This is a genomic window from Bradyrhizobium sp. WBAH42 (genome assembly GCF_024585265.1).
In the GTDB taxonomy this organism is placed as follows: domain Bacteria; phylum Pseudomonadota; class Alphaproteobacteria; order Rhizobiales; family Xanthobacteraceae; genus Bradyrhizobium.
On sequence record NZ_CP036533.1, the window covers coordinates 3,339,942 to 3,354,473 of the forward strand.

Here is a 14,532-nt window from a genome sequence, read left to right on the forward strand (position 1 = left end):
TGCAACGCGCATTTCGGATGGTGATGCGCGTCGGCCAATTGCCGCGTCCGCCGGTTATGGAAATCCACGGAACTTGCCGCGAATCGATTGAGGCGCAGGCTAGAATGAATCCGGTCAGTTCATTGCGGCGGCGGGGGCGGTGGCGAAGGTGGCGATGCTTTCAGCTTCTCGACAATCGAGAGGAATGTCGGGGGCGCCCCGGTCTTCGCGTCGACCGAAAGACCTTCGCCGCACTCGAATGCACGTTCTGCGATCTCGTAGCCGAGTGCTCGATAGCTCTCGAATTGCGATTCCGAGAAGAACTGGTTCAGCGTGGTCTCGTGCGGAAAGGTCGCGTGGGCTATCGCATAGCTCAACACACCCATGGGCTCCGTGCCGTGCAGGCCCGACTTGAAATACAGGAGCAGTCCGTTCTGCGAGTCGCCGCCATCGGCCTCACGATAGAGAATGTCGCCGATCGCCCAGTAGGGCGCTTGCTCGGCGGGGGTTGGACGTTCCTTGAAGCGCTTCTTCAGGAGGTCAAGCCCGTCCAGGTCGATGCGTACTCCGAGATCGATCCAGATCTTGCGCAGCGCATTGCCGAGGTCCTCGAAGGAATAATCGGGGTCGCAGCCGGCGTCGCTGACCACGATCACGCGGCAGCGCCGGCGGACCATCTCGTAGAGGCCTAGATTTTCGAAGTGCCCGCCGTCGGTGAGGTAGACCCAGCGCTCGGTCTCGCTGGTCAGTCCGAACATCTCCATGAAGAACGGTCGGAGCGCGTTTGTTGGCTTGACCTCCGAATAGTAGGGATTGTCGCCGCGCGGATTGGCGAGCCACCAGCCGAGCCGCACATTGAACAGCGCCATCAGGAAGGCGACGCCCGGCGAGGAGTTGTAACCCATGCTCGGGCTCACGGCCGCGCCGGAAATCGCCATCGCGGTCCCGAGCGTCAGCTTTCCACCGTAAGGCTGCGGCTGGTGGGCCGTGGCGTAGGTCGTTCGGTATGCACCGTCCGAAAAGACCGCGCTGCCGCTGCCGCAATGGAGCGGCGAGAACGTGAAGGGCGCGGCCATCCGTTCCTGCCATGCCAGGTTCTTGGATGACACGAGGTTGAGCGCCCCGCTGATGACGTGGAACGGCTTCCATTTGGCCCCTGTCGGCGCGACGCCATGCTCCCAAAGCTCGTGCAGGAGCGGGCTGTCCCGGCCGTCGAAATCCGTAAAGGCGTTCTTCGTCTTGTCACGCTCCTTCTCGTTGCGCGACGCGCCCAGAAAGGCGCGAACCAGCCGATTCCGGTAGAGGCCGTGGAGTGAGTATCGGTTGATGCTGAGGACATGTGCGGCCGCGTAGATCAGCGCGCCGAGCAAGATGCCCGCCAGGAACACCATGGTCCAGGGCATGTGACCGTCTGCGCCGGAGGCAAGCGATCTGAAAGCTGCGTCCCAGCCGATGGACAGCAGAGCGACCAGGACGGCCGCGAAGATCGCCGCGGCAACGGCCGCGATCGTGTTGAGTCCGAGATATTGGCGCAAGCCTGAAATCTGCTCGGCGGCGGTCTTGGTCTTCGAACTCGCTCCGAGGAGGATGGAGAGCAGGCCGGAAAGACCTCCTCCGGCTGCGAGCGAGGGCACGGTTGCACTGCCAATCTGGGTCTCGATCCATCTTGCAGCCGGTGGCGCGCCGAGCACGAGCCCGAACCACACGAGCCAGCCGAGATAGGCCAGCGTGAAGAGCCCGCTCGACCGCGCCTGAAATTCCAGCCCGACATCCACTTCGGACAGGAACTCGGCAAACGAAATATAGGTCACGTCGGCGACGATGCGCGCCAGCACGATCCAGGGTAGCCCGAATACGCAGGCAAAACCCGCCGCCGTGGCGGCGGAGTCGGAGGGGTTGATGCTCCAGAGCAAAATCAGTCCCACGGCACTCAGCAGACCGAAAGCCGCGCCGGCGACAGCCCAGGCGATCAACTCCATCCACGGATGCTTGGGGCGCGACTCGGGCGGCGGCCGGGACGATCTCCCGAAGATGATCGTCCACAGGGGCGCCAGCGCCCAGGACGCCAGGAAAAAGATCATGCCAAGGATCGTTCCGCGGATCAGCACCGCCGCGGCCGGATGCTGGTCGTTGAATTTCTCGACAAATTCGAAGCCGCTGACGCGAAGCACATCCGTGAGAGTCTTCAGACCATACGGGCTCTGCAGCACGAGCACCAGCAGTGCGGCTCCGACAAGGAAGGGAGCGAGATCGCACAGGAGAAAGCGGGGCTGCGAGACGTTGATCCAGCCGCGCGCCGGGCGGTTTGCGACGGAGAAGGACAGGGAAACCAACAAGCACAGCGTTGGTATGGCCATCACGACCAGAAACCATATCGACCTTTCCGTGATGCTGTGGGCGTCGATAAGCGCAAAGTAGAGCGCCTTGGTGACGAGCACCGCAAGGATCATCGGAGGGACGAGCAGGATCCAGTTCAGGAACAGATTGCGCAGGACGCTGGCGACATCGCTCCACAGGTCGGGAGAAAGCGACGAGAAGCTTGGAGAGAGGAAGTGCGAGTTGCGCCGAAGGTTGGAAATCGGCTCGGCTTCCTCGTGGTCTCCGAGCGGACCGCGGCTCTCGCGCATGGTGAGTGCTGGAACCACCTTATCCGCCGGGACGCTTGGACCGGCGGTTCCGCAGAGTGGGGGGACAATCAGAGCCTGGCGCCCCTTCTCGCGCTGGCGCTCCTGATACAGCCAGGCCGACAGCCAACTGCCGATATAACCGCCTCCCGATACTGTCGACAGATACTCGAACTGCTTCAGGGCCGAGCCGGCCTTCTCGTTCTTGCGTTTCGACGTGACCTCCAGCGCGGCAATCCTTTGCAGGATACCGAGCGCAAACGCCGCGCTGCGGATTCCGCCACCGGACAGGCACAGCGCCCATCGCTCGTCTGCGTTGAAGGTCCGATAGATTTCTAGGAGCTGATCGGGGACCTGCTCGGTCTGCGGCGGCAATGGCCCTGGCGGGATTTCGGAGGAGGCGAGCCGATTTGTAATCGTTAGGTCGAAGGGTAGTATTGAAGAGGGCTCAGACGCTGGCGGTGCCGGGACTGGCGGGGCGCTGGCTGCCGCATCGTTCTCGGTCTTTGGCGGGAATTCCAGAGGATCTCCGCGGAGCGCCCGTCGTTCCTCCCAGAGGACCTGCGCAAGATTCAATGCGCCCATGACACCCTCCCGCTGTTTTTCCGATATCGGTCCAAGCTAGCGATAACGGGAATAACGGGCGTGTGAAGTAATTCACAAACACGCGTAAATTGTTAAGGGGTGAGGCCGTCAGCACGCGCGTCAGGACCGGAGGATGGCAGCCGGCCCCGCTCGTGACAGCGGCATCACTTCAGCTCCTCCAGCAGTCTTTGCGCCTCTTCGAGCAGCAGTCGCTGCTGTCCCGACTCGGCTTTGGCCGCTCGCGTGAACAGGCCGTGCTTCTGTGCGTTCCGGTTTCCTCTCGGCGCCCCTGATCGCCTTGCCCCACCGTGCATGCGACATCGCTGCTTCCCCCGCCTGGCCGGGGCGCGGCACGGGCCGCCGTAGCGAGTCCTCGCGCAGCAGCGAGGGCTCGACTGCATCGGTGCCGTGTTGCGGGCGTGGGCGCCGGTCATCGGCTCGGCCCCTGCCTTGCGTCGCTTTGGCCTGTCTCCGCAACGAGCACGCCCGCATGCTGCGTGACGTTGCCCACGATCGCCCGTCCGCCGTCCTGCACCGACAGGTTCTGCACCGTGATTGCGCGCTCGTCGCTGTTGCGATGGCGATTCAGCGCTTCGACCTGAGCGGCGAAGGTGCGGGAGAGCCGGGTCAACGCGCGGGCGATGCCCTCCTGCTGCGCGAGATCGTCGGTGCAGGCCAGCCGGCAGGCACAGCGCATCGCCGCCATATGCACCGACACCATCTGCGACACCAGCATGGCCTCGACGGAATCCTTCGGCGCGATGCTCCTGATCGTCGAGATCATGAAGGCGAGGTTGGCTTCGTCGGGCTTCTGCCCGACCGCGCTGGCTTTGACCAATTGCCTCAATATGCCGTGCATCGCGTCGCGGTCGGCGGCGCCGAGCGCCTCGACCAGCAGCTGCTCGCCGGCTTGCGGGTCGGGATGGCTGATCGCAATGCGCCGCTTGTAGAGTTTGACGCGCGGGTTCGCGGCGGGGGCGCTGCGATCGGATGCCGCGAGCGGCGAAGTGATGGGACGTGAGAGAGCTGTCGTCATGTGCTGTGTCCTTCTGGCGGCGCAGGCGCGAACGGCCGTTCGCTGCTGCGCGCGAATGCGAATTTTGAAATGTCGATGAAGGGTTTAGGCGCAACCGCGTCGGACGGCTTCGGCCTGGCGGGCCATGACGCTCGCGACTGTTGCGATGATGCCAGTATGCCACTGTTTTGCCCGACGCCTCAGAATTTATTTCGTGAAACCGAAAAATTCGTCCACCGCCCGCAAGTCCTTGTTCTGACAGGGGCGGTCTACTGTGCATGGGGTTGTTTTCGCATTTTTGTTTTGGAAGCGGCGCGCATGTGCCGTGCCACGGAATGCCGGCAGCCAAACGCGATTGCGAAATCCCGCACGGCCGCTATTCATGACTCCAAGGCGTCGCACCAAGAAGCATGCACAAGCGGCGCCAAGAGGTCTGGGAGAGAACGAATGCAACGAACGGCCCGCCTGCTGGCAGTCATCGCAGGACTTTGCGCCTTGGCGCTGGCGACAGAGGCTCTCGCGCAGAAATATCCGTCGCGGCCGGTCAAGATCATGGTCGGCTTCAGCGCGGGCGGGCCTGTCGACGTCGTCGCGCGCATCATCGGCGATCGGCTCAGCAACAAGCTCGGCCAGCCCTTCGTGGTCGAGAACCGCGCCGGCGCCAACGGCATGATTGCCGCCGAGGGCGTCGCGCGCGCGGATGCGGACGGCTACACCATGCTCGCCTGCAACTCGTCGACGATCACGCTGAACAAGACGCTGTTCAAGGATATCCGCTACGATCCGCAAGTGGACTTTGCGCCGCTCACCACGGTGGTGTCGGCGCCGCTCGTCCTCGTCGTCAACCCCGAGAATCCCAAGACGGCGAACGTCAAGTCGGTCGCCGATCTAGTCGCTGCGGCCAAGGCCGCGCCCGGCGCGCTCGCCTACGGCTCCGGCGGTAACGGCAATCTCGCCCATCTCGCCATGGAGCTGCTCAGCCAAAAGGCCGGCATCAAGCTGATCCACGTGCCCTATCGCGGCGGCTCGGCCGCCGAGGTCGGCATTCTCGCGCAGGAGGTGCTGGCGGTGTTCGATCCGCTCTCCGCCGTGCCGCTGGTCAAGGCCGGCAAGCTGCGCGCGCTGGCGGTGTCCTCGGCCGAGCGGCTGCCGGCGCTGCCCGATGTGCCGACCGTGGCGGAGGCCGGCTACCCCGGCTTCGACATCTCGTTCTGGGTCGGCTTCTTCATGCCCAAGGCGACGCCGGCGCCAATCCTGGAAACCCTGCACCGGGAGATCGTCGCCGCCGCCAAGGACCCCTTGGCCGAGGAGAAGCTCGGCTCGCAAGGCGTCGTCAGCGTGCTCAGCCCGGCCGACTACGCTGCGAAGATCGCCAAGGAGACCAAGGAGCTCGCCGAGGTGGTCGCGGCCGCGAACATCAAGGCGGAGTGAGGCGGCGCGCTAGCCGCCGATCAGCAGCGTAAGCCGGTCGAGCAGCGGACGTTGTCCCGCGTTGATCTTCTCCTGCGCCGCCTCGAGCGTGAACCATTCGGCGCGGTCGACTTCCGGAAAGGCCTGCCGCTTGCCGCTGCGCGGCGGCCATTCCATCTCGAACGTGTTGCTGCGAATGCTGCGCACGTCGAGATCGAGCTCGGCCGCGAAGGCGGTGACGCGCTTGCCCCCGCGCTGCCTGACCTCGCCAAGCGGGGTCAGCGGCACGGACAGCTCGAGTCCCAGCTCTTCGGCGAACTCCCGTCGCGCGGCGAGCTCTGCGTCGTCTCCGTCCGCATACTCGCCCTTCGGGATCGACCATGCGCCGAGATCCTTGTTGTGCCAGAACGGCCCGCCGGGATGGACGAGGAGCACCTCGATGTTCCCACGCTCGCGATAGGCGATGATCCCGGCACTCTTCGCTGGCATTGCAGGTTCCGCAGAAAAGAGCGCGGCCTTCCTTCGGGAAAAACTGGAACTGCTCGTTTTAACGCAGGTTAGTAGCCCAGTTTCATTAGTTGAAAGGGAGTGAACCATGATCCGCCTGTTGGCAACCACCGCCTTGGGGGTGGTGCTGGCGAGCGCCGCGTTTGCGCAATCGCCCAGCACGAATCCGCCGTCTCAGCAGACGCCGCAGTCCCAGTCGAATACCACCGCGCCATCCGCGACCTCGCCGTCGAGCGCGGCCGACAAGCAGCAGACCACGTCGCAACCGCAGCAATCAACGACGTCGGGAACGCCAGCCCAGACCACGCAGGCCAACCCACAATCGTCCGGCTCCGGCACCGCCAATACGGGCTCGACCGCGCAGTCACAGAGCGGTGCGGCAAATTCCAATGCAGCCGGCAACCAGCCTGCAACGCAGCAGAGCGCCAACCCGCCTCCTGCGAACACCAACCAGGCGCAGGACCGGTCCAATCCGCCGCCGGCCAACAATCAGGCCCAGCAGGCACCTGCCGCATCTGGAACCAACCAGGCCCAGCAGGCACCGACTGCGCCGACGAGCAATCAGGCTGCCGCCCAGACCGACGTCAATATCAGCAAGCAGCAGGAGACCAGGATCAGCGCGTCAATCTCGCACCTCAACGTGCGGCCGCTGACCAGCGTCAATTTCTCGCTGAATGTCGGCACGGTGGTTCCGCGCGACGTGCACCTCTCGACACTTCCGCCGGACGTGGTCGAGATCGTGCCGCAATATCGCGGCTACAGCTTTGCGCTGGTGAAAGATCAGATCGTCGTGGTCGATCCGGCGACCTACAAGATCGTGACGGTGTTGCCGTACTCAGGCCAGTCCACGGCGACAACGACGACGACCACGCGCGAGCGTAGCGCCAGCAAGTTCTCGGATCGCGATCGCGAGGTGATCCGCAAGCATGCGAAGACCCGCACCGAAGGACGCAGCGAGGCGCGGACCACCGGCAGCACCGCACGCACGGAGATGCGCATCGGTGATCGGGTCCCGGAGACCGTCGAGGTCGAGGAATTCCCGACCACGGTCTACCGCGATGCGCCGGGCTTGCGCGAATATCGCTATATCCATCGCGACAGCCGGACCTACGTCATTGAGCCGCGCGAACGTCGGGTTATCGAGGAGATCGATTAGCTCAATGGAGATCGGAGCCGCGCAAGCGAGCGGCTCCGATCGCTAGCCTGACGTCCGTTCGCGCGATGCGATGCGAACGGCGCGCGCCTTCGCGCTCTTTCCGGCCGCGCGTGCCGCTATCATGCTGCGTGCCCTGCCGGGACCCGCGGCATTCTTCCGCAGCAGGGTTGCGAATTGCTTGCGCGCGCGGTTCGTCGTCAGGCGCGTCGCGAGTTGCTCGGCCTTGCGAATGATGCCCGCAACCGAAGGCGTCAGGTTCACCGGAACCCAGGCGACGTCCTTGGCCTTCGAAAGGCTGCCGATGCCCTCGCATGGCGCTTCGCGCGGCAGGTCGATCCTGATCGCGAGCGCCTCCGAGCGTTCGATCCAGTCTTCGGCTTTGGTGCCGGTGATGATCCGGACATAGTCGCGCGTTTCGCGCGGCAGCTCGCTCTCCCTGGCAAGCCATTTCTGGATGCGGCCGGGACCGGCATTGTAGGCGGCGGCAGCAAGGCCGAGATTGCCGAAATCGTCGCGCAGCTTGCGCAGGAATTTCGCCGACGCCGGCAGCGCCTTCATCGGATCGAAGGGATCGTCGAGCCCGACCTCGGCCGCCGTCCCCGGCATGAACTGGGCGACGCCCTGCGCGCCGGCGTGGCTGACCTCGTTGGACTTGAAGCGGCTCTCCTGCCAGATCAGGCGTGCGAAGAACGGCACTGGAATGCCGCTGGATTCGGCGGCCGCGCGCAGCGCGTGACAAAATCGTTCGGTTGGCGAGGGCTCGGCCTGCACCGCCGGCTCGACCGCGCGTGGTGGCTCGATCACCTGCTCATAGGCCGCGTGCGCGTTGGCAAGCTCGATCGCCTGCACGCTGGCGACGAAGAGTTCGACCACTGGAACAAGTGACGAGGCATGATTGTTCTGGAGAACAGTAGTGTCGAAACGTGATGCTTGCCGGGACGCCGACGGATCGAGGTCGCACATCAGAAGCAGAAACGCGGCGCAAGCCGCGACGACAAATCGCATTTGCGGGGACAACCTCGAACTGTGGGATGAACGGCCAGCGCTGCGCCGGCGATAGGAAGTTCTTAACCGTCCGATTGCGGCAAAGCTGCGGTCTCCTCGGTTCCTTCGGTGTTAGTACGGTGTTCCCGAAGAGAAACCTTCCGCGGGTTTGCGGGCCGCTTGCGAGTGGGATGTGCGATGACGATGCGATGGATGCTTGGCGCGGTGATTTCGCTGTGGCTCGTCGGCCCGGCGCTCGCAGGCAATCTCGATCCGGCTGCGGTGAACGAAGCTGCGCGTCCTGCGAAGCCGCCGGCCACCGACAAGCTGAATGCAGCCGTGGTGAAACTTCAGGTGCTGCTCGATCGCGCGCAATTCTCGCCCGGCGAGATTGACGGCAAGTTCGGCGAGAACGCGCAGAAGGCGCTCAAGGCGTTCGCGGAGCAGAACGGCATCGCATCCGACAAGGGAGTCGCGCCGGAGCTCTGGGACAAGCTGACCGCAGCGAGCGAGGGCCCCATTCTCGTCGACTACAAGATCACGGACGCCGATGTGAAAGGGCCGTTCCTGGAGAAATTGCCTAGTAAGCTCGACGACATGAAATCGCTGAAGGCGCTGAGCTACACCACCCCTCTCGAAGGACTTGCCGAGAAATTTCACATGAGTGCGGATCTGCTCAGGGCGCTCAATCCGGGCAAGGCGTTCGACAAGGCAGGAGCGACGATCGTCGTTGCCAACGTTCCGGCACGGCGCGAGCTGTCGCGCATCGCCCGGCTCGAAGTCGACAAGACGCACGGGACCTTGAAAGCGTTCGATGCCAGCGGCGCTCTGCTGGCGTTCTATCCGGCGTCAGTCGGCAGTCCGGATCGCCCGACGCCGACCGGAACGCTGAAGGTCACCGGCACCAACGCGCAGCCGACCTACCATTACAATCCCGAGTACAAGTTCAAGAGCGTCAAGTCCAACAGGCCGTTCGACATCCAGCCGGGGCCCAACAATCCCGTGGGAGCATACTGGATCGGCCTGTCGGCGCAGGGCTACGGCATCCACGGAACGGCGGAGCCGGACAAGGTCAGCAAGTCGGCGTCGCACGGCTGCGTCCGCCTGACCAATTGGGACGCGCGTGTGCTCGGCGAGAACGTGAAGCGCGGTACACAAGTCGTCTTCCTCGATGCGCCGACGGAATCCTCATCGAGGCGGCAGGGCACGCCAGCTGCGAAGCGTGCCGCGAATTAGTCCTTGGGAAAATCCTTGCGCATCGCGATCTCCGCCGCGTCGCCGGGCGACAGCACGGTCTGGTCGAAGGCGGCCTGCGGCGTCGTCATGATGTCATAGAGCGAGATGCCCTTGATCGGCTTGCCCATGAGCTCGCGGACGCATTCTGCGAGCGTGCCGTTGTAGACGAGATAGGGCGGACCGCGATCCTTCTGCCTCTGGCCTTTCAGCGACGGCCATTTCTTCAGTTCGGCCGGCGCGTCATAGGCGATCGGCGATCCCTCTTTGAACATGCGGTTGGCCCCGGTGGCTTGGATGGCCGCGAAGCCTACAGCCGCCGGGTAAACACCCGTTAAAGAATTGGTTCAAATCAGCCGGCAACGAAGGCGAGCAGGGTGCCGTTGGCCTTGGCCGGCGGCACGCAGATCGCAGCTCCGCTCCGCACGGCGGCCGACCCCAGCGCCATCTCGGTCGCCGCGAGATCGCCGCTCACCAGCACCAGCGCGGCGCCGCCGCGCTCGGAGAGGCCGGTCAGCGGCACGCCGGGATAGCGCTTGGCGAGCTGGTCCAGCGTCAGATAGACGAAGTCGGCGCGATCGCCGCCGGAGGGCACGCTGACCGCGCCGTCCGCGTCGGTCTTGGCTTCGCGGTCGATCAGGCGGGCGAGATGCGCGGCCTCCTTGGCGGGCTCTGGCGTTGCGATCAGCGTCTGCTTGATCCGCTTGGCCGCATTGGCGTGGGTCATCAGCTCGGGAATCCACACGGTCTCGCGGGTCTTGTGCTGGCAGGCGAAGATGCGCACGCCGCCCGGCGCTTCCGCCGTCGGCCACATGAAGGTGCGGAATTTCGCCGCCGAGATCGTACCATCAGGCAGCGTGACAGGGCGTTCGAAATCGGTCGGGCCGATCGGCTCCAGTCCCCGTGCGCGGATCTCCTCGGCGCCGGCCGCGCTATCGACCGCGGTGAAAGCGATGCGCTCGATCCCTTCGCCGCGCTTGTCCAGGAAGGCGCGCGCGGGAACATTGAGCTCGGTCGGGGCGAGCACGCCGAGCAGCTCCATATAGTCGGGGTCGAACATGATGGTGTAGTTGCCTGTGCCCATATGAACGCTGTGGGTGCCGCGCGGGGACACGGTGAAGCCCAGTTGCCGATAATTCTCGGCGGCCTTGTCGAGGTCCTTCACCATGACGACGGCGTGATCGGTACCGATGACGTTCTTGAGGGCCACTGTTCTCATCCCCGATTGCAAGCTGACTTTGCGCCGCGCCCGCGGCTGCCGGCCATGTCTACGCCGGATAGGCGGCCAAGTCATTTTCAATTCGGCGGGAGAAGCGGAATTTCATTCCGCGCAACGCATCCGCGTCCGCCGCGCCTCAGCGCGCCTGCTCGATATAGGCCGCGAGGACGGCGCGCTCCTCGCCGGTCATTTCCGTGATGTTGCCAGGCGGCATCGCATTCGACCAGGCCGCGACCCGCCCGATCAGGCGGATGTTGCGATGGATGTGCTCGGGCGTGTCGAGCAAAATGCCCTTCGGCGCGGTGACGATGCCGGCCCAGACCGGTTCGGCTGCATGGCACATGCTGCAGCGGGACATCACGATCTCCTCGACATTGGCGACCGTGACCGGCGCCGACAATGCGCCCGTCTTCACCTCGCGCGGGCCGGCGGCGGAAAGGAGGAGGATCGCAATCACGCCGGCAGCGGCTACGCCCCACACCCACCACGGCGATTGGCGGCCGGCATGGCGCTCGTTGAAGAAGTGGCGGATCACCGGCCCGAGCGCCAGGATGATCGCGACGATGATCCAGTTGAAGCGCGTGGCGTAGAGCAGGGGATAGTGGTTGCTGATCATCAGCACGACAACGGGGAGCGTCAGGTAATTGTTGTGGACCGAGCGCTCCTTGCTGGCCTTGCCGAGCTTCGGGTCGGGCGCCTGTCCGGCGATCAGGCTGGCCACGATCTTCTTCTGGTTCGGGATGATCAGCGTGAAGACATTGGCCACCATGATGGTGCCGATGATCGCGCCGATCTGGTTGAAGGCGCCGCGGCCGCTCAGCACATGGGTGAAGGCGTAGGTGAGCGCGACCAGGAACAGATAGCCGCCGATGGCGAAGGGCAGCTCGCGCTGCGCGAGCCCGGTGCGGCAGGCGGCCTCATAGAGCAGCCACGCCAGCGCGAGGCTGCAGAAGCTGAACAGCCCGGCCTGGAATGGCGTGAGATCGAGGATCGACTTGTCGACCAGGAACAGGTCGGCCTCGAGATAATAGACCACCACCATCAGCGCGAAGCCGGACAGCCAGGTGGTGTAGGCTTCCCATTTGAACCAGGTCAGCTCGTTCGGCATCTGGCTGGGCGCGACCAGGTATTTCATGATCCTATAGAAGCCGCCGCCATGGACCTGCCAGGCCTCGCCCTGCACGCCGTCAGGCAGGTCGGCCTTCGGCTTCAGGCTGAGGTCGAGCGCGATGAAATAGAAGGAACTGCCGATCCAGGCGATCGCGGCCACCACGTGCAGCCAGCGCAGCAGCAGGCTCGCCCATTCCGATATGATGGATCCCCACATGATCTCCCCATCCGACGCGACCTGGATGCCGCAGCCTCCATGACCGTAACCGGCGCTCGCCGCCCCCACAATGTGTCGCACCGTTCAACCGCGTTTTCCAGTATGATGGGCTGCGGCTGATGCACATCGTGCGGGCATGAACTGACGTGGGATTCGGCAGGCGCCAAACTCGCCGCAGACCTTTTTCGGTTGATCGGCGTTGACGCACGACACGGGCAAGGCGGAGGACGACGTGAGCGACAGGATAACGTTCGTGGCGATGCTCGCAGCGCTGCTGGTTGTGGCCGGCGCGCAGGCCGAGCCAGTGTTGCAAGGCAAGGACGCCTATGGTGATTGGCGCGCTGACAAGCCCGGCACGGTCAGGCTGATCCGGCCGCAGGATCTGGTCAGGCCTGGCGCCACGCGATCGGTTGCGAGCTCGTCGCGCGTTGTGCCGCGTCCGCCGGAAGCCGAGCTCCAGGTTCCGGCCGGCTTCAAGATCGAGCTGTTCGCCGAAGGCCTGCGCGCGCCGCGTATCATCCGCGTGGCACCGAATGGCGATGTGTTCGTCGCGGAAACACGAGCCGGGACCATCCGCGTGCTGCGCGCGGGTGAGGGTGGCAAGGCCGCGACCAACGAGGTGTTCGCCAGCGGCCTGCGGCAGCCATTCGGCATCGCGTTCTTTCCCAATGGCGACAATCCGCAATGGGTCTACATCGCCAACACCGACAGCGTCGTCCGCTTTCCCTACCAGGCCGGCGATCTCAAGGCGCGCGGCAAGGCGGAGACGATTGTTGCGAGCCTGCCGCATGACGGCGGGCATTCCACGCGCGATATCGTCTTCACGCCCGACAACAAGCGTATGCTGGTGTCGGTGGGCTCTCTCAGCAATGTCGCCGAGGGCATGGGCACACCGCCGGGCGGGATGGACGCGTGGTCGAAGACGCAGCCGCTCGGCGCCACATGGGCCAGCGAGCTCGAACGTGCCGCGGTGCTGGCCTTCAATCCCGACGGCAAGGAGCGAAAGATCTATGCCACCGGTATCCGCAACTGCGTGGGCCTCGCGATCCAGCCGCAGACCGGGCTGCCCTGGTGCTCGACCAACGAGCGCGACGGCCTCGGCGACGATCTCGTGCCCGATTACGTCACCAGCGTGAAGGAGGGCGCGTTCTACGGTTGGCCGTGGTTCTATATCGGCAACAATGAAGACCCGCGCCACGCCGGCGCGCGGCCGGATCTCAAGGACAAGGTGACGGTGCCTGATGTGCTGATCCAGCCGCACTCGGCCTCGCTCGGCATGACGTTCTACCAAAGCACGCAGTTTCCGCCCGAATACCAGGGCGACGCCTTCGCTGCCGAGCACGGCTCCTGGAACAGGTCGAAACGCACCGGCTACAAGGTGATCCGCATCCGCATGAAGGACGGCAAGCCGACCGGCGAGTACGAGGATTTCGTCACGGGGTTCGTCGTGAACGACAGCGAGGTGTGGGGGCGCCCGGTGGGCGTCGCCGTGGCGAAGGATGGATCGCTGCTGGTCTCGGAAGATGGCAACGGCACGATCTGGCGGGTGACATATTCGCGATGAGCGCCTTACTCTTTGCCTCTCCCCGCGTGCGAGGAGAGGGAGAAGAACGACCTACCCCCGCCTCACGCTGGCACCCCCATCAACCGGCAGCGTCACACCCGTAATGAAATTCGCCTCATCGCTCGCCAGGAACAGCGCGGCGTTGGCGACGTCCCAGCCCGTGCCCATCTTCCTGCGCAGCGGCACCTTGCTGTCGCGTTCGGCTTCGACTTCGGCGCGGGTCTTCCGCCATTCGCGGGCGCGGGTATCGACGGCCATCGGCGTGTTCATCAGGCCGGGCAGGATGACGTTGGCGCGGATGCCGTATTCGGCGTTCTGGTAGGCGAGCTGTTCGGTGAAGGCGATCATCGCCGACTTCGTCGCCTTGTAGGCGACGTAAGGATAGGTCGTGATTGCCGCCATCGACGAGATGTTGATGATGGCGCCGCTTCTCTGCGCGCGCATGATCGGGATCACCTCTTTCGCCGCCAGGATGCAGCTCTTCAGATTGATGGCAACGACGCGATCGAACGCCTCCTCGGTCAATTGCAGCAGCTCGGCATCGCCGCCGGCGAGGCTGACGCCGACATTGTTGTGCAGCACGTCGATACGCCCCCAGCGCGATTGCGCATCCGCAACCATCGCCTTGATGTCCTCAGCTTTGGTCACGTCCGCCTTGAAGGCCGCGGCCGTGCCGCCTTTCGCGGCGATCATCGCCACTGTTTCCTGCGCCGATTCCAGATTGTGGTCGACGCACAAAACCTTGGCGTCCTCGCGCGCGAAGGTGAGCGCAGTCGCCCGGCCGTTGCCCATGCCTTCGCCGGGGCTTTGCCCGGCCCCGACGACGATCGCGACCTTGTCCTTTAAGCGCATCTCGGTTCACTCCCGTCTTCGTCATTATTTTCGTGCAGATTAGCAATCGCGCTCCTGGGAGAGAAGAGCGCGCTTTC

General features: G+C 64.6%; 12 protein-coding genes. 4 read left to right on the forward strand and 8 right to left on the reverse strand.

The annotated features are described in order from the left end of the window. Positions 1 to 119: 119 nt before the first annotated feature. Positions 120 to 2,978: a patatin-like phospholipase family protein gene (locus DCG74_RS15650; RefSeq protein WP_246708738.1), complete on the reverse strand. Its 2,859-nt coding sequence runs from the start codon at positions 2,976 to 2,978 to the stop codon at positions 120 to 122. A 640-nt stretch (positions 2,979 to 3,618) separates the two neighbouring features. Beyond that, entirely contained in the window at positions 3,619 to 4,224 is a 606-nt protein-coding gene (locus tag DCG74_RS15655) for a hypothetical protein (RefSeq protein ID WP_172783860.1), read from the reverse strand. 426 nt (positions 4,225 to 4,650) lie between these two features. Here DCG74_RS15655 and DCG74_RS15660 point away from each other — a divergent pair, with 426 nt between their 5' ends. Then, positions 4,651 to 5,634, forward strand: coding sequence for a tripartite tricarboxylate transporter substrate binding protein (locus tag DCG74_RS15660; protein ID WP_172783861.1), 984 nt, complete (start codon positions 4,651 to 4,653; stop codon positions 5,632 to 5,634). A gap of 9 nt (positions 5,635 to 5,643) precedes the next feature. Here DCG74_RS15660 and DCG74_RS15665 read toward each other — a convergent pair whose 3' ends face one another. Then, complete coding sequence (locus tag DCG74_RS15665) at positions 5,644 to 6,102, reverse strand: NUDIX domain-containing protein (protein ID WP_172783862.1); 459 nt, start codon at positions 6,100 to 6,102, stop codon at positions 5,644 to 5,646. A 106-nt stretch (positions 6,103 to 6,208) separates the two neighbouring features. Between DCG74_RS15665 and DCG74_RS15670 the strand changes: the two genes are divergently transcribed. After that, positions 6,209 to 7,276: a DUF1236 domain-containing protein gene (locus tag DCG74_RS15670; protein WP_172783863.1), complete on the forward strand. Its 1,068-nt coding sequence runs from the start codon at positions 6,209 to 6,211 to the stop codon at positions 7,274 to 7,276. A gap of 42 nt (positions 7,277 to 7,318) precedes the next feature. On the opposite strand, the gene DCG74_RS15675 is transcribed toward DCG74_RS15670, so the two are convergent. Further along, a complete protein-coding gene (locus DCG74_RS15675; RefSeq protein ID WP_172783864.1) occupies positions 7,319 to 8,281 on the reverse strand; it encodes a lytic transglycosylase domain-containing protein in 963 nt (320 codons plus the stop codon). A 177-nt stretch (positions 8,282 to 8,458) separates the two neighbouring features. On the opposite strand from DCG74_RS15675, the gene DCG74_RS15680 reads away from it, so the two are divergent. Continuing rightward, positions 8,459 to 9,496: a L,D-transpeptidase family protein gene (locus tag DCG74_RS15680; RefSeq protein ID WP_246708739.1), complete on the forward strand. Its 1,038-nt coding sequence runs from the start codon at positions 8,459 to 8,461 to the stop codon at positions 9,494 to 9,496. Here the strand turns inward: DCG74_RS15680 and DCG74_RS15685 are convergent. The 3 genes from DCG74_RS15685 to DCG74_RS15695 all read right to left on the reverse strand — a co-directional run bounded on the left by DCG74_RS15685 (position 9,493) and on the right by DCG74_RS15695 (position 12,039). Next, positions 9,493 to 9,768: a hypothetical protein gene (locus tag DCG74_RS15685; protein ID WP_172783865.1), complete on the reverse strand. Its 276-nt coding sequence runs from the start codon at positions 9,766 to 9,768 to the stop codon at positions 9,493 to 9,495. The genes DCG74_RS15680 and DCG74_RS15685 overlap by 4 nt on opposite strands. 77 nt (positions 9,769 to 9,845) lie before the next feature. Further along, a complete protein-coding gene (locus DCG74_RS15690) occupies positions 9,846 to 10,703 on the reverse strand; it encodes a VOC family protein (protein ID WP_172783866.1) in 858 nt (285 codons plus the stop codon). A gap of 145 nt (positions 10,704 to 10,848) precedes the next feature. Then, the gene (locus tag DCG74_RS15695; RefSeq protein WP_172783867.1) at positions 10,849 to 12,039 is read right to left on the reverse strand and encodes a urate hydroxylase PuuD; all 1,191 of its coding nucleotides are present in this window, start codon (positions 12,037 to 12,039) and stop codon (positions 10,849 to 10,851) included. Between the two features lie 259 nt (positions 12,040 to 12,298). Here DCG74_RS15695 and DCG74_RS15700 point away from each other — a divergent pair, with 259 nt between their 5' ends. Then, positions 12,299 to 13,603: a sorbosone dehydrogenase family protein gene (locus DCG74_RS15700; RefSeq protein ID WP_210268175.1), complete on the forward strand. Its 1,305-nt coding sequence runs from the start codon at positions 12,299 to 12,301 to the stop codon at positions 13,601 to 13,603. A 51-nt stretch (positions 13,604 to 13,654) separates the two neighbouring features. On the opposite strand, the gene DCG74_RS15705 is transcribed toward DCG74_RS15700, so the two are convergent. After that, on the reverse strand, positions 13,655 to 14,455 hold the full coding sequence (locus tag DCG74_RS15705) for an SDR family NAD(P)-dependent oxidoreductase (protein WP_172783869.1): 801 nt from the start codon (positions 14,453 to 14,455) through the stop codon (positions 13,655 to 13,657). Between the last annotated feature and the right edge of the window lie 77 nt (positions 14,456 to 14,532).

What these genes read in the sequence shown, in the direction of transcription:
- DCG74_RS15680 (WP_246708739.1), top strand. Translation starts at nt 8,459, where the DNA reads ATGACGATGCGATGGATGCTTGGCGCGGTGATTTCGCTGTGGCTCGTC.
- DCG74_RS15695 (WP_172783867.1), bottom strand. Translation starts at nt 12,039, where the DNA reads ATGTGGGGATCCATCATATCGGAATGGGCGAGCCTGCTGCTGCGCTGG.
- DCG74_RS15665 (WP_172783862.1), bottom strand. Translation starts at nt 6,102, where the DNA reads ATGCCAGCGAAGAGTGCCGGGATCATCGCCTATCGCGAGCGTGGGAAC.
- DCG74_RS15655 (WP_172783860.1), bottom strand. Translation starts at nt 4,224, where the DNA reads ATGACGACAGCTCTCTCACGTCCCATCACTTCGCCGCTCGCGGCATCC.
- DCG74_RS15660 (WP_172783861.1), top strand. Translation starts at nt 4,651, where the DNA reads ATGCAACGAACGGCCCGCCTGCTGGCAGTCATCGCAGGACTTTGCGCC.
- DCG74_RS15700 (WP_210268175.1), top strand. Translation starts at nt 12,299, where the DNA reads ATGCTCGCAGCGCTGCTGGTTGTGGCCGGCGCGCAGGCCGAGCCAGTG.
- DCG74_RS15670 (WP_172783863.1), top strand. Translation starts at nt 6,209, where the DNA reads ATGATCCGCCTGTTGGCAACCACCGCCTTGGGGGTGGTGCTGGCGAGC.
- DCG74_RS15675 (WP_172783864.1), bottom strand. Translation starts at nt 8,281, where the DNA reads ATGCGATTTGTCGTCGCGGCTTGCGCCGCGTTTCTGCTTCTGATGTGC.
- DCG74_RS15685 (WP_172783865.1), bottom strand. Translation starts at nt 9,768, where the DNA reads ATGTTCAAAGAGGGATCGCCGATCGCCTATGACGCGCCGGCCGAACTG.
- DCG74_RS15705 (WP_172783869.1), bottom strand. Translation starts at nt 14,455, where the DNA reads ATGCGCTTAAAGGACAAGGTCGCGATCGTCGTCGGGGCCGGGCAAAGC.